Origin of the sequence: Parafannyhessea umbonata, assembly GCF_900105025.1 — a bacterium.
Classification (GTDB): Bacteria; Actinomycetota; Coriobacteriia; order Coriobacteriales; family Atopobiaceae; genus Parafannyhessea; species Parafannyhessea umbonata.
Genome location: NZ_LT629759.1, coordinates 1,149,332 through 1,168,602, shown reverse-complemented (window position 1 = coordinate 1,168,602; position 19,271 = coordinate 1,149,332). Strand labels below are relative to the sequence as shown.

Below are 19,271 nucleotides of genomic sequence, written 5' to 3'. Positions count from 1 at the left end.
GTGCCCGGGCTCGCTGACAGTCGCAGGTGGGACATCCTGCCCAGGGACGTCTCGGCGGAGCGCGCCCTCATGGAGGGCTGCCACGTCCCGGCCATCGTGGCCAGGACGCTCGCCGCCCGCGGCATCGCGACGGTGGAGGAGGCAGAGCGCTTCCTCACGCCGTCGCTCGAGCGCGACTGGGCGGACCCGCTGCTCATCCCCGGCATGGGCGCGGCGGCGGACCGCGTGGAGCGCGCGCTCGACGCCGGCGAGTCCATCGCGGTCTTCGGCGACTTCGACGTGGACGGCATGTCTGCGACCTGCCTGCTGACGCTCGCCCTGCGCGAGCTGGGCGGCAGGGTGCAGCCGTACATCCCCAACCGCTTTGGCGAGGGTTACGGCCTCTCGCGCGACGCGCTTGCCCGCGTCATAGAGGGCTGCCATCCCGACCTCATCGTCACCGTGGACAACGGCATCGCCTCCAGGGCCGAGGTCGACTGGCTCAAGACCCAGGGCATCGACGTGGTCGTGACCGACCATCACGAGCCGGCTGAGCTCGTTCCCGAGGGCGTGCCCGTGTGCGATCCCAAGCTCGAGGAGCACAACGTCTCGCGCGAGCTCGCGGGCGCCGGCGTCGCGCTGAAGCTCGCACAGGAGCTTGGCCGCCGCAAGGGAGAACCGGCGCTGTGGCGCGCGTACACGGAGGTCGCGACCCTCGGTACCATCTCGGACATGATGCTGCTCGAGGGGGAGAACCGCGCCCTCGTTGCCGATGGCATCGCATGCATGCGTGCCACCCGCCGACCGGGTATCGTGGCGCTTGCCGCGACCGCCGGCGTGGACCTCGCGACCATCGGCTCAGACGACCTGCCCTTCTCGCTCATACCGCGCCTGAACGCGGCGGGGCGCATGGGTACGACCGACGTCGCGTTCGACCTGCTGCTCACCTCCGACCCCGCGCGCGCGGCGCAGCTGGCCGCACGCCTGGAGCAGGTGAACACGGAGCGACGCGAGATAGAGGCGCAGCTCACGGACGAGGCGATGGCAAAGGTCGAGGCCACCTACGACGGCGGCCGCGTCATCGTCGTCGGCGGCGAGGGCTGGCACGAGGGCGTGAAGGGCATCGTCGCGAGCCGCATCACGAACCGCTATCACGTGCCCGCGATCCTGTTCTCCATCTCGGACGGCATAGCGCGCGGCTCTGGCCGCTCCGTCGGCTCGGTCGACCTGTTCCACGCGGTGGAGCAGTGCTCGGACGAGCTCGTGCGCTTTGGCGGGCACGCGGGCGCCGTAGGCGTCACGTGCGACGCCGCGAGCCTGGACTCGTTCAGGCAGTCGCTCGAGGACGTGATGGACGCGCTTCCCGAGGAGGAGTTCGAGGACCGTGGCGAGGTCACGGCGCTCGTGGGCCTGGACGAGATGACGGTCGAGAACATCGATGCGCTCGAGGTGATGCAGCCGTTTGGCCAGGGCAACAAGAAGCCGCTGTTCGGCACCCGTGGCGTCACGATGCGCAACCGCGCGAAGGTGGGCGGCAAGGGCAACCATCTGCGCTTCGTGGCGACGGACGGCGTGAGCAGCGTCGCGGCCATAATGTTCCGCACGCCGCACATCGACCGTGCCGTGGACTGCGACGGCGCGGTCGACCTCGTGTTCGAGCCCGTGAGCGAGACGTGGCAGGGCAGGACGAAGCCAAAGCTCATGGTGCGCGACATCGTGTATCGCGACCCGGCGCCGGGCGCGCCCATGGATGGCGACGACCTCGCGGACGAGCTCTTCTCGCGTGCCGGCGAGATCCTGTCACGCGACGAGTACGCGGGCGTCGCGGAGGCAAAGAGCTTTGCGACGAAGGTCGTGGGCGTGAGCTTCGACGAACGCCAGTCCGCCGCGGCGGAGCTTCGCGGGGGAGAAGAGCTGTCCCTCGTGCGCCAGGAGGACAACCCGGCGGACGAGAACGCCATCGCCGTGATGACGGCGAACGGCACGCAGGTGGGCTATCTGCGCCGCCAGATCGCGGCCGCGCTCGCGCCGCTCATGGATGCGGGCGCCACGTACGCCGCGCGCGTGAGCGAGGTGACGGGCGGCACGGAGCAGAAGCGCTCGCGCGGCGTGAACGTCGTGGTGGAGCGCACGTCGGCCGCCGACGGCGAGGAGGCCGCCCGCGCGACTGCAGGCGCCGTGCGCGGCTACCTGGAGACGCTGTCCGAGGTCGAGCTCACAGACGAGCTCAGGCGCACCATGATCGGCGAGCACGAGCTGCTTGATGCCCAGAGGCTCGCCATAGAGCAGCTTGCCCGCGGAACGTCCACGCTCGCCATCATGGCGACGGGGCGCGGCAAATCGCTCATCTTCCACATGCATGCCGCGCGCGAGGCGATACTGCGACGGCGCGCGAGCGTGTTCGTGTATCCGCTGCGCGCCCTCGTGACGGACCAGGCGTACCACCTGTCAGACTCGTTCGGGAAGCTTGGCATGGCCGTGCGGGTGCTCACGGGGGAGACCCCGCTGGACGAGCGCTCCCGCACGTTCGACGCGCTTGCGGCCGGCGAGGTGGACGTCGTGCTGACGACGCCGGAGTTCCTCGCGATACATCGCGACCGCTTTGCCCGGGGCGGCAGGGTGTCCTTCCTCGTGATAGACGAGGCGCACCACGCCGGAGAGGGCGGCCGCGGCGCGTACGCGCAGATGCCGCAGGTGCTCGATGCCCTCGGCCATCCCACGACGCTCGCGGTCACGGCAACGGCGGCAGATGACGTGGCGCGCAGGATCTGCGGCCTTCTTGGCATCGCGGAGGAGGACGTCGTGGTCGACCGCTCCGTGAGACAGAACCTGCACCTGCGCGACCTGCGCGAGCTGCGCGACCGCGAGGCCGTGCTCGTGAACGTCGTGTCGTGCGGGCTCAAGACCGTGGTCTACGTCAACTCCCGCGAGCAGTCCGTATCGCTCGCGCGCATGCTCAGGCAGCGCATTCCCGAGCTCGCGCACCGCATCGCGTTCTACAATGCCGGCCTGTCGCGTCAGGACCGCCTGCGCGTGGAGGGGGCGTTCCGTTCCGGCGAGCTGTGCTGCATCGTGAGCACGAGCGCGTTTGGCGAGGGCGTGAACCTCCCGGACATCCGCAACGTGATGCTGTACCACATGCCGTTCGGCGCGACGGAGTTCAACCAGATGAGCGGCCGCGCGGGCCGCGACGGCGACGACGCCCAGATCTTCCTGCTGTTTGGCGCGCGCGACGCACGCATCAACGAAAGGATCGTCTCTTCGGCGGCCCCGGGCCGCGACGACCTCGTGAGGCTGTACCGAGCCCTCAGGAGCCTGGCCTCGCAGGCGGCCGCCGAGGGCGGCGACGGGTCCTTCTCGTCATCCAACGCCGACATCGCGCAGTTCGCGCTCGACACGGACCCAAGGTCGCGCCTGGACGAGAAGGGCGTGTCGTGCGGGGTGTCCGTCTTCAAGGAGCTGGGGTTCCTCACCACCTCCGGATATGGGTCCGCTCGCCGAATAGCGATGGTGGATTCGCCGCGTAAGATGGAGCTCGGCGACTCGATTCGCTATCTTGAGGGGCTGCACTCGCGCGAGGCGTTCGCGGGGTTCTGCGAGTGGGTCCTGGGCGCGGACGCGACCGAGCTGCTCGAGCGCATCAACAAGCCCATCACACCCGGCTTCGGCCGCGTGGTAGGCTAGTCGTAACCGACGAGAGGGGTTTTCATGGGAGAGACTTCCGTGGCCGCGGGAGAACCCAGCCGACGAAGGAACGTTCCCCAAGCAGACAACTGGCGCATCCTGCGAAGCACCTGCGCCGAGTACCTAGACGCCGACGGCCTCGCAAAGGTCGAGGACGCGTACAACTTCGCGGCGGAGTGCCACCGCGACCAGCGCCGTCGCTCCGGCGAGGCGTACATCAACCATCCCGTCGAGGTGGCGTTCATCCTGGCGAAGGACCTGCGCATGGACGCGGACCCCATCTGCGCCGCGCTGCTGCACGACACGGTGGAGGACACGCCCGTCACCCTGGACGACGTGCGCGAGCGCTTTGGCGACACCGTCGCGGAGCTCGTGGACGGCGTGACGAAGCTCACCTCCATCAGCGTGAGCTCCATGGACGAGAAGCAGGCCCTTACGCTGCGCAAGATGTTTCTGGCCATGTCGAAGGACATCCGCGTCGTCATCATCAAGCTCGCGGACAGGCTGCACAACATGCGGACGCTCGCCGCGTTGCCCCCCGACAGGAGGCGCTTCAAGGCGCGCGAGACCATGGACGTGTACGCGCCGCTCGCGGACAGGCTCGGCATCAGCTCCATCAAGTGGGAGCTTGAGGACCTCGCGTTCTTCTACCTCGAGCCCGACGAGTACGAGCGCATCGCGCGCATGGTGCAGGAGACGCGCGCCCAGCGCGAACAGAACACGCGCGAGGCCATCCGCGTGCTCGACGCGGAGCTGAAGCGGGTGGGGCTCTCCGGCTACCAGATCACGGGCCGCCCGAAGCACCTGTGGTCCATCTACCAGAAGATGACCCGCAAGAACAAGGAGTTCTCGGACATATACGACCTCATCGCGCTGCGCGTGCTCGCGCGCTCCGTGGGGGACTGCTACTCCGCGCTCGGCGCTGTGCACACGCTCTGGCACCCGCTGCCCGGTCGCTTCAAGGACTACATCGCGATGCCGAAGCCTAACGGCTACCAGTCGCTGCACACGACGGTCATCGGGGCGGACGCACGTCCGATCGAGATCCAGATTCGCACGTTCGAGATGCACGACCGCGCGGAGTACGGCATCGCCGCCCACTGGCTGTACAAGAAGGCCGGCAACTCCGAGGGTGCCATGTCGAGCTCCGACAGGGACATCGACACGCAGATCAACTGGATCCGCCGCAGCCTGGACTGGGCGACGGACGACGAGATGGGCGATGCGACCGAGTACCTGAACAACCTGAGGGTCGACCTGTTCGAGGACGAGATCTTCGTGTTCACGCCCAAGGGCGACGTCATGAGCCTCAGGCGCGACTCCACGCCGCTCGACTTCGCATATGCCGTGCACACGGAGGTGGGCAACCACTGCGTCGGCGCGAAGGTCAACGGGTCCGTGGTCCCGCTGACGTACCACCTGGAAAGCGGCGACCGCATCGAGGTCCTGACGAACAAGAACTCGAAGCCGAGCCGCGACTGGCTAAAAATAGTGGCCACACCGTCCGCGAAGGCGAAGATCCGCAAGTACTTCACCACCGCCACGAAGACCGACGATGCCGAGCAGGGCAGGAGCGACGTCGCGCACGAGCTTCGCAAGCGCGGCCTTGGCATCAACACGCCCCGCACGGTGAAGGCAATAGACGAGGTCGTGCGCCAGCTGGACTACGTACGCGTGGACGACCTGTTCGCGGCTGTCGGCACCAACAAGGTTTCTTCCAAGCAGATCGCGAACCGCATCGAGGCGGCCCTTGGCAAGGACAGCGCCGAGAAGCAGACCGAGCGGCAGAAGGACGCTGCGAAGCAGCAGGCGATTGAGGAGGACAAGCCTCTCGCCCCGCTTGCCGGCAACTCGCGCTCGCTTGCGAAGCGCCGCCAGGGCAACAACTGCGGCGTGGTGGTGAAGGGCGACCCCGACCTGCTGGTTCACCTTGCGCACTGCTGCAACCCCGTCGCGGGAGACGACATCGTCGGCTTCGTGACGCGCGGCAGGGGAGTGTCCGTCCACCGCGCTACCTGCCCTAACGTGAAGGGGCTCATGCAGCACCCCGAGCGCATGATCGACGTGGAGTGGGACACGACGGGCGCCACGGAGTTCCAGGTGGAGATCGTGGTCGAGGCCACGGACCGTATGGGGCTCCTGAAGGACGTCACCATCGCGATCGGCGACTCCGGCGGCAACATCCTCTCGGCGGCGACGCAGACGGCGAAGTCCGGCGCCGCCCGCCTGAGGTTCCTGATAGCGATCTCTGACGCATCGCGCCTGGCGCCGCTTCTGGCGACGGTCGGCCGTGTGCCGTCAGTGTACAGCGCCCGCCGCATACTTCCGGGAGAGGGCGCCAACCAGATGAAGAGGAGGGTCTAATGGCCTGCGGAGAAGAGAACGACCACTGCTGCGGCAACCACGGCCACCAGGCAGACGGCGGCTGCTGCGGTGGCCACGACCACGAGCACGACGGCGGCTGCTGCGGTGGCCACGAGCACGACGGCGGCTGCTGCGGCGGGCACCATGACGGCGGCTGCTGCGGCGGGGGATGCTGCGGCGCGGACGACCGCGACCAGATTGCCATGTTCGTCGTGGGTCCGATCGAGACCAACTGCTACGCGTACGTGTCGCAGGGGGAGTGTCTCGTGGTCGACCCGGGAAACTCCGGCAAGGCGATAGCGGAGCACCTCCCGCCCGACGTGACGGTCAACTACATCGTCGCAACCCACGGCCACGGCGACCACGTGGGCGGCGTCAGGGCACTGAGGGAGGCCACGGGGGCTAAGTACGCGATTTCCGCCCCCGACGCTGAGCTCGCGAAACACGCGGGCGAGAAGAGCGAGCTTGGCCGCTCGTACGACGACAACGCGCCCGACCCCGATCTCACGCTGTCGGAGGGGGACGTCCTCAAGGTCGGGACCGCGGAGTTCAGGGTCCTGGAGGCGCCGGGCCACACCCCGGGAGGCATAGTGCTTCTCGGCGGCGGATCTGCGGAGCACGTCTGCTTCGTGGGGGACACGCTGTTCAAGGGCTCGTGTGGAAGGACGGACCTCAAGGGCGGAAGCCAGGAGGACCTCCGTCGCACGCTTGCGAGGCTTAAGCGCGAGATTCCCGCCCACACGAACGTGTTCTGCGGCCATGGCGATCCGACGACCATGGAGGACGAGCTTGCGCAGAACCCGTACCTTCGCTAATTGTGGCGGCGGTCTCGCGAAAGCTCTGGTATAGTCTTTCACGCAGGCCGCTTGATTGCCCGAGTGGCGGAATTGGCAGACGCGGCAGACTCAAAATCTGCTACTGGCAACAGCGTGTGGGTTCGAGTCCCACCTCGGGCACCACGTCACATCTGGTCCAACGGATGTCGTGGTATTGTGAAGTGGCTGTTTTGGACGGATTCTTCTTGTCCGAAGCGGGGTGATGAGGTACTGTTACCCCTGTGTGTTGCAAAGCGGGGCTTTGGCCCCCACCTACACGGCGCCTCGTGGCTGCTGTCTGGTCAGACAAAGATTTTAACCGCCCCTAGGCGGACGTTGTCTCCTGGACGCATGTCATGCGCCAGGAGTTTTTTATTGCGACGGAGACGTCGCAGATGAAGGGAAGGTGTCAAAGATAGCCAAGAACCAGGGTCCTCGCATCAATGACGAGATCACCGCACGTACTTGCCGTCTGATTGGCGTCGATGGCTCCCAGCTTGGTCTGTTCGGCATTCGCGACGCGCAGCGCATCGCCGACGAGCAGAACCTCGACCTCGTGGAGATCGCTCCGAACGCGGAGCCTCCGGTATGCAAGGTCATGGACTACCGCAAGTTCAAGTACGAACAGGACCGCAAGGCCAAGGCTGCGCGCAAGAAGCAGGTCAAGGTCGAGGTCAAGGAAATGAAGTTCAGGCCCAAGATTGACGTGGGCGACTATACGACCAAAAAGAACCACGTCATGCGCTTCCTGAAGAAGGGTGCTCGCGTCAAGGTCACGATTATGTTCCGTGGCCGCGAGATGGCTCATCCGGAGCAGGGCCTCAACGTCCTGAATAGGCTTGCGGACGACCTGAAGCCGTACGCGACGGTCGAGCAGAAGCCTAAGATGGAAGGTCGTAATATGCACATGCTCGTCGCCCCGATCAAGGGTGCCTTCGACGAGAAGGACCTCGAGGACGACAGCGAGAGCGAGAAGGAGAACTAGCATGCCCAAGATGAAGACTCACAAGGGTTCGGCAAAGCGTTTCCGCCGCACCGGCACCGGCAAGATCATGCGTGCCAAGGCTTTCAAGAGCCACATTCTGACCAAGAAGTCCCAGAAGCGCATCCGTGGCTTCCGCAAGGAGGCGGAGGTTGCTCCGGCCGACGTGAAGGTCATTTCCCAGCGCATGGGTTCCAAGAACTAACGAGGCGCGCACGCGTCATTTGATTGCATTTTCCAAGGAGTTGATTAGATATGGCACGAGTCAAGCGCGCAGTCGCCGGCCGTAAGAAGCGTCAGACCCTGGTGGAGCGCACCAAGGGCTACTATGGAACTTCCTCCCGCACCTTCCGTGGCATGAAGGAGCAGTCGCAGCACAGCGGCCAGTACGCCTATCGCGACCGTCGTAACAAGAAGCGTGACATCCGCGCCCTGTGGATCCAGCGCATCAACGCAGCCGCTCGCCTGAACGACCTTTCCTACAGCAAGTTCATGCACGGCCTGAAGCTCGCCGGCGTCGAGCTCGACCGCAAGGTCCTCGCGCAGATCGCCTACGAGGACGAGGCCGCGTTCGCAGACCTCGCGGAGGTCGCGAAGAAGGCCCTCGCCGAGTAGCCCACGCATACAAAAGCTGATGGGGTCCCGCGGAGAAGTCCGCGGGACCCTTTCTTGTGCGTGTGGCTCTGGTGCCTGTTGGCGACTTATGCGCCTCTCATGCCGTGGCGACCGATGGACTACGCGCTCTGCTCCGGCGACGCGTCAGCAGACGCGACTTGGCTCTTCTCGTCCTCATGCGGTTGGCGTCGGGGATCGTCCTGCTCCACCCGTCGGACGCGCTCGATGGCGTACGAGAGCTCCTCGGGCCCCTCGAGGGCATCCTCGAGCCCCGAGAGGTCGCCCTTCTTACCGAGCGCCCCAAAGAGCTCCCTCACCATGTCGAGCGTGGCCTGCCCACCGTCGGCGAAGCCCTCCTCGTACTCGGACCTAAGAACGCTCTCGAGGGAGCTGTGGGGGCCGTAATCAAAGCGTGGGACATCCAAGGGGAATCCTGGCTCGATAAACGGCAGAAACGGGCTTGTGGGGTCGTACGGGGACGCTCCCCACGAATCGTCAGGGAAGGTTTCGCTGCTTTCGGTGCGCGATGCGGCACCCCCAGGCGCACCGCATTCGCCGAACAGATCGCGTGTCACCTCCTGGCGAAGCTGGTAGCGCAGGAATGCCGAGAAGAGCCTCTCGTCGTGGCCGAGGACCTCCCGGACGGGATCGTGCTGCGCGGATGCTGCCATGCCTTGCTCCCTCCGTCGTGGCTGATGGTGGGAACAGGCTAGGACATGGGCGTCGCAGTAGGCTTTATTTGGGTTGCAGCTGGCTTTCGAGATGCGTTATGTATCGCATAACGCGAGGTAGGAGGCTTGCTAGCGGTGCCTGTGATGGCGCTTTGCCTGGCGTTCCTCGAACTTCTCCTCTTCTTCTACAAACTCGGGGTCCTGGGGGGACACGAGTTCGTCGTCACCGGTCTTGGGGTCTTTGTGGTGGAGGAGCACCGGCCTGAAGAGATGGAGCTTGCCCGCGATGAGCGCGGAGACGATGAGGAGCGCCGCGAAGATCGCGATGCGGGGCATGACGGATACCTGGGTCATGAGGAAGGTTCCGAGGCAGAGCAGCGCGGTCCACGCGTACATGATGAGGACTGCCTGGCGCTGGTTGAAGCCCTCGGCGATGAGACGGTGGTGGATGTGGCCGCGGTCCGCCTGGCCGATGCTGACATGGGCGCGCTTGCGGCGGACGATGGCCGAGAACGTGTCGATGATGGGGATGCCCGCGATCACGAGCGGAACGATGATGGTGGTGAGGCCGGCGACGCGCGTAACAGAGAGCATGGACACGATGCCGAGCGTGTAGCCGAGCAGGAGGGAGCCGGAGTCCCCGAGGAATATGCTCGCCGGATTGAAGTTGTAGCGTAGGAAGCCGAGCGTGGCGCCGGAGAGCGCGATGGCAAGGGCGGCGGCATCCGTCCTGCCGGACATGACGGAGAGTATGAACATCGTGAAGCTCGCGATGCAGGCGAGCCCGGAGGCGAGCCCGTCGAGCCCGTCGATGAGGTTGAAGATGTTCACGTACGCGACGAGATAGACGATGGTGATGGGGTAGGTCCAGATTCCGAGGTAGAACGCGCCCTCCGTCGCGGGGTTCACGATGACGCCGATGACGACGCCGGCCGCGACGGCGAAAAGCGAGGCGACGACCTGCCCGAGGAGCTTCTGCAGGGGCTTGAGCTGGAACACGTCGTCCAGGACGCCCGTGAGGAATATGGCGGCAAACCCGCAGACCAGAAGCTTGTAGTTCACGTTCTGGAGGAAGGGCGCCGGCATGAGCACCATGGGCCATTCGAGGAACTTGGTACCGAGGTACTGCACGACAAGCGCCGCGATGATGCCGGTGAAGACCGCGATGCCGCCCATGCGCGGAATGGGGCGCGTGTTGATCCTGCGCTTGTCGGGATAGTCGACGGCGCCGAGCCTCCAGGCGACGCGTCGCGCGAGCGGGGTCGTGACAAGTGCCGCAAGCAGCGCCGCGACGAAGAGGCAGAGGTATGGCAGCCACGGCCGATACATGCACCCTCCCTCCCGCTTAGGCACCTCCAGAAGCAACAGTTAACATGGCAATGATACAGGATGTGCCCGCACGGCGGGCGCGCGGCCCCCAAATATGAAAGCGGGCCTCCCGAAAGCGGTAGGCCACACCTCCTAATGTTGGCAGGATGAGACCTCAAGTCAAGACTGTTTTTTCGGCAAAGGTCCCGTATAGTCATAGGTGTCGTTCCCCTGCGGACACAATTGGGTGAACCGACAAGCGTTTTGAGGGAGCCCACATATCGTTCCCAGTACAGGCATCCTCCGTTGCTGAGGAAGCTGGAACAGACGACGAGGGCACCCACCTGAGAGAGGTGGGTTCATTTCGCAACCGCAGGGGGCGACTTTTTCTTGCCGAGAATATGACGAGAAAAACGTTCGAGATTTAGGGTTGACACAGACTTGGGTTCTTGCAACAATACTTCTTGCGCGAATTGCTCTGGGGATGTAGCTCAGCTGGGAGAGCGCTGCCTTCGCAAGGCAGAGGCCGAGGGTTCGAATCCCTTCATCTCCACCATTTGGAACCAGTGCCCGGATGCATTGCATCCGGGCTTTTTTGTATGCGAGGACTGGATGGAAATCGGCTTTGGCATGTACGACAGCTGCGAGCTGTGCCCGAGGAGGTGCCATGCGCGCAGGTCTTCCGGGCGCGCCGGTCTCTGCGGTGCGTCGGCCACGCTGAGGGTCGCAAGGAGCGCGCTCCACTTTTGGGAGGAGCCGCCCATATCGGGGGAGTCCGGCTCCGGGGCGATCTTCTTCACGGGATGCCCGCTGAGGTGCGTGTTCTGCCAGAACCACGAGATATCGCAGGAGGGTTTCGGGCTCGAGGTCACAACCGCGCGCCTTGCCCAGATGATGCTCGAGCTGAAGGACCAGGGCGCGAACAACATTAACCTCGTGACGCCGATGCACTTTGCCCCGCACGTGAGGAAAGCGGTGCTCGAGGCGAAGGCCCATGGCATGGACCTGCCGATTGTATGCAACACCTCTGGCTACGAGAACGCCGAGGTCGTGCAGGCCATGTCCGACGTTGTCGACATATGGCTCACGGACTTCAAGTACGCGTCGGGCCTCGTGTCCGGGTCACTTTCCGCGGTGCCGGACTACCCCCAGAGGGCGGAGGAGGCGCTTCTTAAGATGCTCGCCGCCGTGAGGGCGGCAGGCGGTCGCAGCGAGGACGCACGCGGCATCATGCGGCGTGGCATCATCGTGAGACACCTGGTGTTGCCGGGGCACGTGCAGGACTCGCTTGCGGTACTGGACCGCGTGTGGGAGCTGTGCGGCAACGACGTGGACCTCTCGGTCATGAACCAGTACACGCCGAACGAGGGGTGCAGGCTGGCCGGGGGAGACCTGGCGCGCGCCGTGACGGACGAGGAGTACGAGGCCGTGCTCGACCACGCGGACGAGCTTGGGTTCGAGCGCATGTGGTGGCAGCAGGGTGGCACGGTGTCCGAGAGCTTCGTCCCGGCGTTCGACGCGACGGGCGTCGAGGGACCGGAGCTTTGCGGCGAAGACGGACACGAGCCCACGGCGCGCGCATAGCGGGCGAGAAGGACGAGGCGGCCGCCCGAGGGCGGTCTGTGAGCGAGGAGCAGACATGGCTGCAGAGAACGGCGGACTGAGCGACGACGAGCGCAGGGAGCTCGAGGAGCTGCGAGCCGAGAAGGCGCGTCGCGAGGAGGCGCAGCGGACCCAGCGCGAGCGTGCGGAGCTTAAGAGGCTGAAGGCGGAGCAGGAGCGCACGCGCGCGGAGGCCGAGAAGGACCGGAGGGCACGGGAGCTACGCGAGAGGAACGCGAAGCTCATGGAGCCCGACGACGACCTGAGGATGCCGACGGGACAGAAGGTGGTCCTTCTCGCCCTCGCGGTCATCGCGGTTGCCATCGTGCTGGTGATGACGCTGGGCCGCTAACGTGCGGACCCGTTTGCCCCGTGAGTGGTACCCTTCTGTCGTTGGACTATGTCATGGGACAACCAAGACGGAGGAGACCGCAATGGCACTGACGGACGCGACCAAGCCGACAGACGTGGCGCTTAACACCGACCTGTACGAGCTGACGATGGCGCAGGGGTTCTGGGAGTCGGGACTCGCGGACGCCGAAGGGTGCTTCAACGTGTTCTTCCGCGACGCGCCGTTTGGCGGCGGCTACGCGGTGGCGTGCGGCATGGGGCAGATCGCGGACCTCGTGGAGAACTTCGTGTTCGAGGACGATGCGATCGAGTACCTCGCCGGTGTGCAGGCCCCGGGGGGAGGCCCCATGTTCAAGGAGGGCTTCCTGAGGTACCTGCGAGACTTCCGCATGAGGGTCTCCGTGTGGGCCATTCCCGAGGGGGAGCTCGTGTTCCCGCGCGAGCCCATGGTGAGGGTCGAGGGTCCGCTGATCGACTGTCAGCTGCTTGAGACCGCGCTTCTGAACCTCGTGAACTTCCAGACGCTCGTCGCGACGAAGACGGCGCGCGTGGTCCACGCGGCGGAGGGCCACCCCGTGTCCGACTTTGGCCTGCGCCGCGCGCAGGGGCCGGACGGAGGCTTGGCCGTTGCACGCGCCTCGTACATCGGCGGCGCCAGCTCCACCTCGAACGTGCTTGCCGGCAAGATCTACGGCATCCCCGTCTTCGGCACGCACGCCCACTCGTGGGTGATGGCGTTCCCGACCGAGCTCGACGCGTTCCGCGCGTTCGCGAGGACGAGCCCGAAGAACTGCGTGCTGCTGCTGGACACGTACGACGTGCACCAGGGCATCAGGAACGCGATCACCGTCGCGAAGGAGATGGAGCAGGCCGGCGAGCGCCTGGCCGCCATCCGCATAGACTCCGGCGACCTTGCGAAGCTCTCGAAGGAGACGCGCGCCGCGTTTGACGAGGCGGGTCTTGACTACGTGAAGATCTCCGTATCGAACGACCTGGACGAGTACACCATCCAGTCGCTGTTTGCGCAGGGTGCGCCCATAGACTCGTTCGGCGTGGGCACGAAGCTCGCGACGTGCGACCCGCAGCCCTCGCTCGGCGGTGTTTACAAGCTCTCGGCCACGAGGGCGACGCCCGACGATCCGTGGGACCCGGTCATCAAGCTGAGCGAGATGGCGTACAAGCGCACGATTCCCGGCGTGCAGCACATCCGCCGCTACTACGACGAGGCCGGCTGCCCCATGGGAGACATGATCGTGGACGACTCCGTGGCAGGCGGCGACGACGCGACCATCGTGGACGTGCTGGACGAGCTCACGACGTACGACGTGAGCGGCGGCACCCCCCGCGAGCTGATGGAGCAGCTGGTGGAGAAGGGCGCGCGCACCAAGGAACCGGACACCATCGAGCAGGCGAAGTCCCGCTGCCGCGAGGCGCTCATGCACCTGGACCCGTCCGTGAGGCGCTTCCTCAACCCGCAGATCTACCCCGTGGGACTCGAGCGCGGACTCGCGAGGCTCAGGAGCGACCTTGCCCGGGCCGAGCTCAGGGACTCGGGCCGGAGGTAGCGTCCTTCTCGCCTGGCAAAGTCGTTACATGAACGTTGCCTTTTTTGGAGTGCCGCACACGGGTGTGGCACTCTGCTAGACTATCCACAAAATGTGTCTCAACCCAAAGGAGAAGGAGCCAGTATGCCGGAGACCATAGAGGAGCTTGTCAAGCAGGCGATCGCCGCGGCGCAGTCCGCAGGCGACCTGCCGGAGTTCGAGGTGAAGGAGCTCGGCGTCGAGCGTCCCGCCGACACGACCAACGGCGACTGGAGCACCACCGTCGCGATGCGCTCCGCACGCCTTGCCCACATGGCCCCCGCAAAGATCGCGCAGGCGATTGTCGCCCACATGCCGCAGAGCAGCGCCGTCTCTAAGGTGGAGGTCGCAGGTCCCGGCTTCATCAACTTCTACCTGAACGCCTCCGCGAACAACGAGGTGCTGCAGGAGGTGCGCGAGAAGGGTGCCGACTGGGGCAGGAGCGACCTTGGCCACGGCCTGAAGCTGAACTACGAGTTCATCTCTGCGAACCCGACCGGTCCCCTGCACGTGGGCCATGGCCGCTGGGCTGCGCTCGGCGACTCCATGTGCAACGTGTTCGACTTCACGGGCTACCACGTGGACCGCGAGTACTACATCAACGACCACGGCTCGCAGATGGACGTGTTCGGACGCTCCGTCCAGAGGCGCTACCTGCAGCTCGAGGAGATCATGCGCGAGGACGGATGCGACCTGGATGCCGCGCACGACAAGCTGCTCGCTGACCGCCAGGCCTACGTCGAGGACGAGGACGACGAGCGTCCCGAGACCCACCCGTACATGGACGCCTTCAACGAGGAGCTCGGCGGGAACTCCTATGGCGGCGACTACATCGTGGACATCGCGCGCGAGTTCGTCGCGTCCGACGGCGACAAGTGGGTGGACGTGCCCGTTGAGGACTCCCTGGAGCAGTTCCGCGAGCGCAGCTACAAGTCCATGCTCGCTCGCATCAAGGCGACGTGCGACGAGGTCCGCTGCCCGTTTGACCTGTGGTTCTCGGAGCGCTCGCTCTACGTGAAGGACGAGTCCGGCACCTCTCAGGTCGACCGCGCGTTCAACAAGCTCGACAAGATGGGCTACCTGTACAAGACCGACGACGGCGCCCTGTGGTTCAAGTCGACCGCCCTTGGCGACGACAAGGACCGCGTCCTCATCAAGTCGAACGGCGAGTACACCTACTTCGCGTCCGACGTCGCCTACCACTGGAACAAGTTCCAGCGTGACGATTACTCCATCGACCTGTGGGGCGCCGATCACCACGGCTACATCGCCCGCGTCACGAACGTGTGCGACGCCCTTGGCTATCCCGGGAAGTTCGAGGTCGACCTCGGCCAGTTCGTCAACCTGCTGAGGAACGGCGAGCCCGTCCGCATGTCCAAGCGCAAGGGCACGATGATCACCTTCCAGGAGCTCATCGACGAGGTAGGCGTTGACGCGACGCGTTACACCCTCGTGTCCAAGTCCTCGAACCAGACCATCGACTTCGACATCGAGGCCGTGAAGCAGCGCAACAACACGAACCCCGTGTACTACGTCCAGTACGCGCACGCACGCGTCTGCTCCATCCTGCGCAAGGCCGCCGGCGTGAGCGAGGACGAGGCACTCGAGCTTGGCATGGAGAAGGTCGCCCAGAAGGCAATCGGCGACTCTGCTGACCTGTCGCTGCTGACCGACCCGACCGAGGCTGCGCTTGCACGCAAGATCTCCGAGTTCCCGGACCTCGTGGCTGGTTGCGCGCGCGACCGCGCGCCGTTCCGTCTGACGCACTTCGCGGAGGAGCTCGCTGGTGCGTTCCACGGCTTCTACGCGAACTGCCAGGTCCTTCCGAGCGAGGGCCGTCCCGTCGACCCCGAGGTCTCGAAGGCCCGTCTCGTCGCGTGCGACGCCGTCCGCATCAACCTCGAGGTCGCGCTCAAGCTCATCGGCGTGTCCGCGCCGGACGTGATGTAGGCAAATGCGCGCGCGACGTTGCCGTACGAATCTTTCTAGTTGGTAACGTTACGGGCACGATTGTTAAGTTTTCGTTCGCCGCTTAATTTCATGTTGTATCGTGTGGGCATGAGAAGGCCCATGCGCGAGGTGCGTCCCATCGGCCGAGGTGGGGCGCACCTCTCCATAGGCGAGTGCAGCAAGTAAGCGATACAGAGAGCTGTAGGTCTCACATGGACGCACGAGAATACTTGTCAATCCGCAAAGCGTACAACCTCGTTAGGCAGCATGCCGACAAGCCCGAGAGGCTGTCCTTCTCCGAGTTTTCGATCCTTTGCAGGCTTGCGAACTGCGAAGGCGGGATGCGTACGTCGGACATTGCGGATTACCAGCACGTCCTGCGCCCCACGATGACGCACAGGACAAAGCACCTCGCGTCGATGGGCCTCATCGAGCGCGAGCAGGGCTCCGACGACAAGCGCAACATCTTCTGCACCATCTCGTGCAAGGGGCTCACGGTGGCGGACAGGCTGTGCGAGGCAACGCGATCGGCCATCCGTCCCCAGGAGCCGCTCTCGCGCACCACTGCAAGCCGCATCCGCGCGTACGTGGATGCCATGGGTTCCCTGAACTGCGATGCGAGCGAGCTCATCCTGCTTGGCATCTACGTGCTGGACGGGAATGCGCACACCATCAGCGCGCTGGTGGATGCCCTTGGGCTGCTGCAGCCGACGGTCTCGATGTCAGTGGCCGCGCTCGAGGGCGACGGCTACGTGCAGAGGATCGGCGACAGCCGGCACGGCTTTCACGTGGGGCTGACCGAGAAGGGCGGTGCCGCCGCGCGCGAATTCGCGAGCCGGATAGGCGAGCTGGTCGTGAGGCGCCGCCGCAGGCTCAAGTCGGAGTAGGCAAGGCGCCGGGCGGCAGAAAAGCGAAACGGGTACGGAGGTGCGGGGTCCTTTCGGGGGGCCCCGCTCTTTGCGCGCAGCCTCAGCCACGATGCCGCGTTCTTCTCGTCCGCCTGGGTGGGCATGGGTGCCCCCATGTGCGCATGCGGGGAATTCCGTTGCGCAAAACGGGTTGTCGAGGTTGTGTTTCGCGGGGGAAATGGTATAGTGAAGCCGAATTTGCGCATGGTCGCATTCTTTATCTCGCGCACAAGCCTCACCACTTAAACGGAGCCAAGCAAGGCAGGCCTCAGGAGCACTGAGGTGGCGTGTCTGCCTGCGTTTGGGCTCTAACCCCACCGAGGCTGCGGTCGCGCAAGGAGACTTTAGAAAGGTCCTTAATGGAGGAAGACAACCAGCCCACCAGCATGCCCACCCCGCAAGAGGGCGAGGCGGCGGCACAGCCCGGCGAGGAGAAGCCGCGGCGCCGCAGGCGCGTCACGAAGAAGACCGCGGAGGAGGACGCCCAGCCAACGGCCGCCTCTGAGGGCTCCGCGCAGGCGTCAGAGGGCGAGAAGCCCAAGCGCACGACGCGGAGGCGCGCTGCGAAGAAGGCGCCCGCGGAGGGCGAGCAGCCGAGGTCCGCGGACGAGGACAGCGGCCAGGCGACGGAGGGCGACGCCCCCGAGGCGGATAAGAAGCCCGCACGTCGCCGCGGACGTCCGCGCAAGGCGGAGTCCCAGCAGGGGCAGGCCGAGGGCGCTCAGGCAGAGGCTCAGGCCGAGGGCGAGGCGCCGAAGCCGCGCCGCCGTGGCAGGAGGCCGAAGGCGGCGGAGGACGCCGCGGAGCACAAGGCCGAGGTGGCGCCCCAGCAGGAGCCGCTGCCCGCGACGGTGGGGCTCTTGGGCGCGCCGGCCACGACGCTTGCCGAGGCGGATGCCGCCGCCCATGCCGACGAGGAACGTGCGGCACACGAGGGCGCGGACCAGGCGTCGGCAGAGGCGAAGCCCGCTACCCGCGACGCAGGCGAGAAGGACGCGCGTGACGAGCGCGAGGACGAGCGCGAGGAGCACGGCGGACGACGCCGCAGGCGCCACAACGGCCGCTCCGAGGCCGGGTCTGGCGGAAACGGCAACGCTGGCCGCGACAACAACCAGAGGCAGGGCCGAAACCAGCGCCGTCGCAACCGCAAGGGCAACCAGCGCGAGCAGAACGTCGAGCCCACGCTCTCGCGCGACGACGTCGCCCAGATGAAGGTGGCCGAGCTTCGCAAGAAGGCTGCCGAGCTGGGGATCGACTACGTTGGCCTGCGCAAGAAGGACCTCGCGGAGTCCGTGTACGAGGCCGCTGCGCTTGCGGAGGGCTTCAGGCCGGTGGAGGGCGTCCTCGAGTTCCAGAACGAGGGCTACGCGTACGTCCGCACGGGCAACTACATGGCCGGCGACTCCGACGCCTTCGTGCACCAGCAGATGATCAGGCAGTTTGGCCTGCGTCCGGGCGACCGCGTCAAGGGCAGCGTCGCGCCCGCGAAAGCCGGCAACAAGTACCCGCCGCTGCACGCGATCGAGACCATCAACGGCCGCGCGCCGGAGGAGATGAAATCTCGCCCGCGCTTCCGCGACCTCACGCCCATCTATCCCAACGAGCGCCTCGTTATGGAGCACGGCAAGGACTCCATCACCGGTCGCGCCATCGACCTGGTCGCTCCCATCGGCAAGGGCCAGCGCGGCCTCATCGTGTCGCCCCCCAAGGCCGGCAAGACCACGGTCCTGAAGAAGATCTGCCAGTCCATCGCCGCCAACAACCCGGAGGTCCACCTGTTCTGCCTGCTCGTGGACGAGCGCCCGGAGGAGGTCACGGACATGGAGCGCTCCATCAGGGGCGAGGTCGTCGCGTCCACGTTCGACATGCCGGCCTCCAACCACACGTCCGTGTCCGAGCTTGTGATCGAGCACGCGAAGCGCCTGGTCGAGATGGGCGAGGACGTCGTGGTCGTGCTCGACTCCATCACGAGGCTCGCCCGCGCCTACAACCTCGCGGCGCCCGCCTCCGGCAGGATCCTCTCGGGCGGCGTCGACTCCGCGGCGCTGTACCCGCCGAAGAAGTTCCTCGGCGCGGCACGCAACATCGAGAACGGCGGCTCGCTCACGATCCTCGCCTCGGCGCTCGTCGACACCGGCTCCAAGATGGACGAGGTCATCTTCGAGGAGTTCAAGGGCACGGGCAACATGGAGCTCAAGCTCGATCGCGACCTCGCCGACCGCCGCGTCTTCCCGGCGATCGACCCCATTGCGTCCGGCACCAGGAACGAGGACCTCTTGATCGACCCGAGCCTCCAGCCGTTCATCTGGGGCATCCGTCGCCTGCTCGCCAACATGAACAGCACGGAGCGCGCGGCAACGGCCCTCGTGCGCGGTCTGAAGGCAACAAAGGACAACGAGGAGTTCCTCATTCGATCCGCGAAGAAGGCGCAGCAGACGGAGTTCATCGGCGTGTAGCCG

14 protein-coding genes and 2 tRNA genes are annotated in these 19,271 nt (G+C 65.8%); 14 read left to right on the top strand and 2 right to left on the bottom strand.

Going from position 1 to position 19,271, the window contains the following annotated elements; translation table 11 throughout:
- The 7 genes from recJ to rplT all read left to right on the top strand — a co-directional run bounded on the left by recJ (position 1) and on the right by rplT (position 8,439).
- Entirely contained in the window at positions 1 to 3,663 is a 3,663-nt protein-coding gene (gene recJ, locus BLT96_RS05385) for a single-stranded-DNA-specific exonuclease RecJ (protein WP_245719333.1), read from the top strand.
- A gap of 24 nt (positions 3,664 to 3,687) precedes the next feature.
- The gene (locus BLT96_RS05380) at positions 3,688 to 6,027 is read left to right on the top strand and encodes a RelA/SpoT family protein (RefSeq protein WP_090846995.1); all 2,340 of its coding nucleotides are present in this window, start codon (positions 3,688 to 3,690) and stop codon (positions 6,025 to 6,027) included.
- A complete protein-coding gene (locus tag BLT96_RS05375) occupies positions 6,027 to 6,842 on the top strand; it encodes an MBL fold metallo-hydrolase (RefSeq protein WP_090862287.1) in 816 nt (271 codons plus the stop codon). Before BLT96_RS05380 ends, BLT96_RS05375 begins: the two co-directional genes overlap by 1 nt.
- Positions 6,843 to 6,899: 57 nt before the next feature.
- Positions 6,900 to 6,986 (top strand) — tRNA-Leu (locus tag BLT96_RS05370).
- Positions 6,987 to 7,248: 262 nt separating this feature from the next.
- The gene (gene infC, locus BLT96_RS05365; RefSeq protein ID WP_090846990.1) at positions 7,249 to 7,827 is read left to right on the top strand and encodes a translation initiation factor IF-3; all 579 of its coding nucleotides are present in this window, start codon (positions 7,249 to 7,251) and stop codon (positions 7,825 to 7,827) included.
- A 1-nt stretch (position 7,828) separates the two neighbouring features.
- A complete protein-coding gene (gene rpmI, locus BLT96_RS05360) occupies positions 7,829 to 8,029 on the top strand; it encodes a 50S ribosomal protein L35 (protein WP_090846988.1) in 201 nt (66 codons plus the stop codon).
- Positions 8,030 to 8,079: 50 nt separating this feature from the next.
- Positions 8,080 to 8,439: a 50S ribosomal protein L20 gene (gene rplT, locus BLT96_RS05355; RefSeq protein WP_090846986.1), complete on the top strand. Its 360-nt coding sequence runs from the start codon at positions 8,080 to 8,082 to the stop codon at positions 8,437 to 8,439.
- 119 nt (positions 8,440 to 8,558) lie between these two features.
- On the opposite strand, the gene BLT96_RS05350 is transcribed toward rplT, so the two are convergent.
- Both BLT96_RS05350 and BLT96_RS05345 read right to left on the bottom strand, forming a co-directional pair.
- Positions 8,559 to 9,110 carry a hypothetical protein gene (locus BLT96_RS05350; RefSeq protein ID WP_090862284.1) on the bottom strand — a complete coding sequence of 184 codons (552 nt, stop codon included), beginning with the start codon at positions 9,108 to 9,110 and terminating at the stop codon, positions 8,559 to 8,561.
- Between the two features lie 129 nt (positions 9,111 to 9,239).
- Positions 9,240 to 10,439, bottom strand: a complete 1,200-nt coding sequence (locus tag BLT96_RS05345) for an MraY family glycosyltransferase (RefSeq protein WP_090846983.1) — start codon at positions 10,437 to 10,439, stop codon at positions 9,240 to 9,242.
- Positions 10,440 to 10,898: 459 nt separating this feature from the next.
- Here BLT96_RS05345 and BLT96_RS05340 point away from each other — a divergent pair.
- The 7 genes from BLT96_RS05340 (at position 10,899) to rho (ending at position 19,268) form a co-directional block, all read left to right on the top strand.
- A tRNA-Ala gene (locus BLT96_RS05340) sits at positions 10,899 to 10,974 on the top strand.
- A gap of 56 nt (positions 10,975 to 11,030) precedes the next feature.
- On the top strand, positions 11,031 to 12,002 hold the full coding sequence (locus BLT96_RS05335; protein WP_090862279.1) for a radical SAM protein: 972 nt from the start codon (positions 11,031 to 11,033) through the stop codon (positions 12,000 to 12,002).
- A gap of 55 nt (positions 12,003 to 12,057) precedes the next feature.
- On the top strand, positions 12,058 to 12,372 hold the full coding sequence (locus BLT96_RS05330) for a hypothetical protein (protein ID WP_090846979.1): 315 nt from the start codon (positions 12,058 to 12,060) through the stop codon (positions 12,370 to 12,372).
- An 82-nt stretch (positions 12,373 to 12,454) separates the two neighbouring features.
- The gene (locus tag BLT96_RS05325) at positions 12,455 to 13,936 is read left to right on the top strand and encodes a nicotinate phosphoribosyltransferase (RefSeq protein ID WP_090862278.1); all 1,482 of its coding nucleotides are present in this window, start codon (positions 12,455 to 12,457) and stop codon (positions 13,934 to 13,936) included.
- A gap of 123 nt (positions 13,937 to 14,059) precedes the next feature.
- Entirely contained in the window at positions 14,060 to 15,904 is a 1,845-nt protein-coding gene (argS, locus tag BLT96_RS05320) for an arginine--tRNA ligase (protein WP_090862276.1), read from the top strand.
- A gap of 212 nt (positions 15,905 to 16,116) precedes the next feature.
- Entirely contained in the window at positions 16,117 to 16,791 is a 675-nt protein-coding gene (locus BLT96_RS05315; protein WP_090862273.1) for a MarR family transcriptional regulator, read from the top strand.
- Positions 16,792 to 17,171: 380 nt separating this feature from the next.
- Positions 17,172 to 19,268: a transcription termination factor Rho gene (gene rho, locus BLT96_RS05310; protein WP_090862271.1), complete on the top strand. Its 2,097-nt coding sequence runs from the start codon at positions 17,172 to 17,174 to the stop codon at positions 19,266 to 19,268.
- Positions 19,269 to 19,271: the final 3 nt, after the last annotated feature.

Bases quoted from the DNA above. Each gene is read 5' to 3' on its own strand.
- BLT96_RS05380 (WP_090846995.1), top strand. From the start codon at position 3,688: ATGGGAGAGACTTCCGTGGCCGCGGGAGAACCCAGCCGACGAAGGAAC.
- BLT96_RS05375 (WP_090862287.1), top strand. From the start codon at position 6,027: ATGGCCTGCGGAGAAGAGAACGACCACTGCTGCGGCAACCACGGCCAC.
- rpmI (WP_090846988.1), top strand. From the start codon at position 7,829: ATGCCCAAGATGAAGACTCACAAGGGTTCGGCAAAGCGTTTCCGCCGC.
- rplT (WP_090846986.1), top strand. From the start codon at position 8,080: ATGGCACGAGTCAAGCGCGCAGTCGCCGGCCGTAAGAAGCGTCAGACC.
- BLT96_RS05350 (WP_090862284.1), bottom strand. From the start codon at position 9,110: ATGGCAGCATCCGCGCAGCACGATCCCGTCCGGGAGGTCCTCGGCCAC.
- BLT96_RS05345 (WP_090846983.1), bottom strand. From the start codon at position 10,439: ATGTATCGGCCGTGGCTGCCATACCTCTGCCTCTTCGTCGCGGCGCTG.
- BLT96_RS05335 (WP_090862279.1), top strand. From the start codon at position 11,031: ATGGAAATCGGCTTTGGCATGTACGACAGCTGCGAGCTGTGCCCGAGG.
- BLT96_RS05330 (WP_090846979.1), top strand. From the start codon at position 12,058: ATGGCTGCAGAGAACGGCGGACTGAGCGACGACGAGCGCAGGGAGCTC.
- BLT96_RS05325 (WP_090862278.1), top strand. From the start codon at position 12,455: ATGGCACTGACGGACGCGACCAAGCCGACAGACGTGGCGCTTAACACC.
- argS (WP_090862276.1), top strand. From the start codon at position 14,060: ATGCCGGAGACCATAGAGGAGCTTGTCAAGCAGGCGATCGCCGCGGCG.
- BLT96_RS05315 (WP_090862273.1), top strand. From the start codon at position 16,117: ATGGACGCACGAGAATACTTGTCAATCCGCAAAGCGTACAACCTCGTT.
- rho (WP_090862271.1), top strand. From the start codon at position 17,172: ATGGAGGAAGACAACCAGCCCACCAGCATGCCCACCCCGCAAGAGGGC.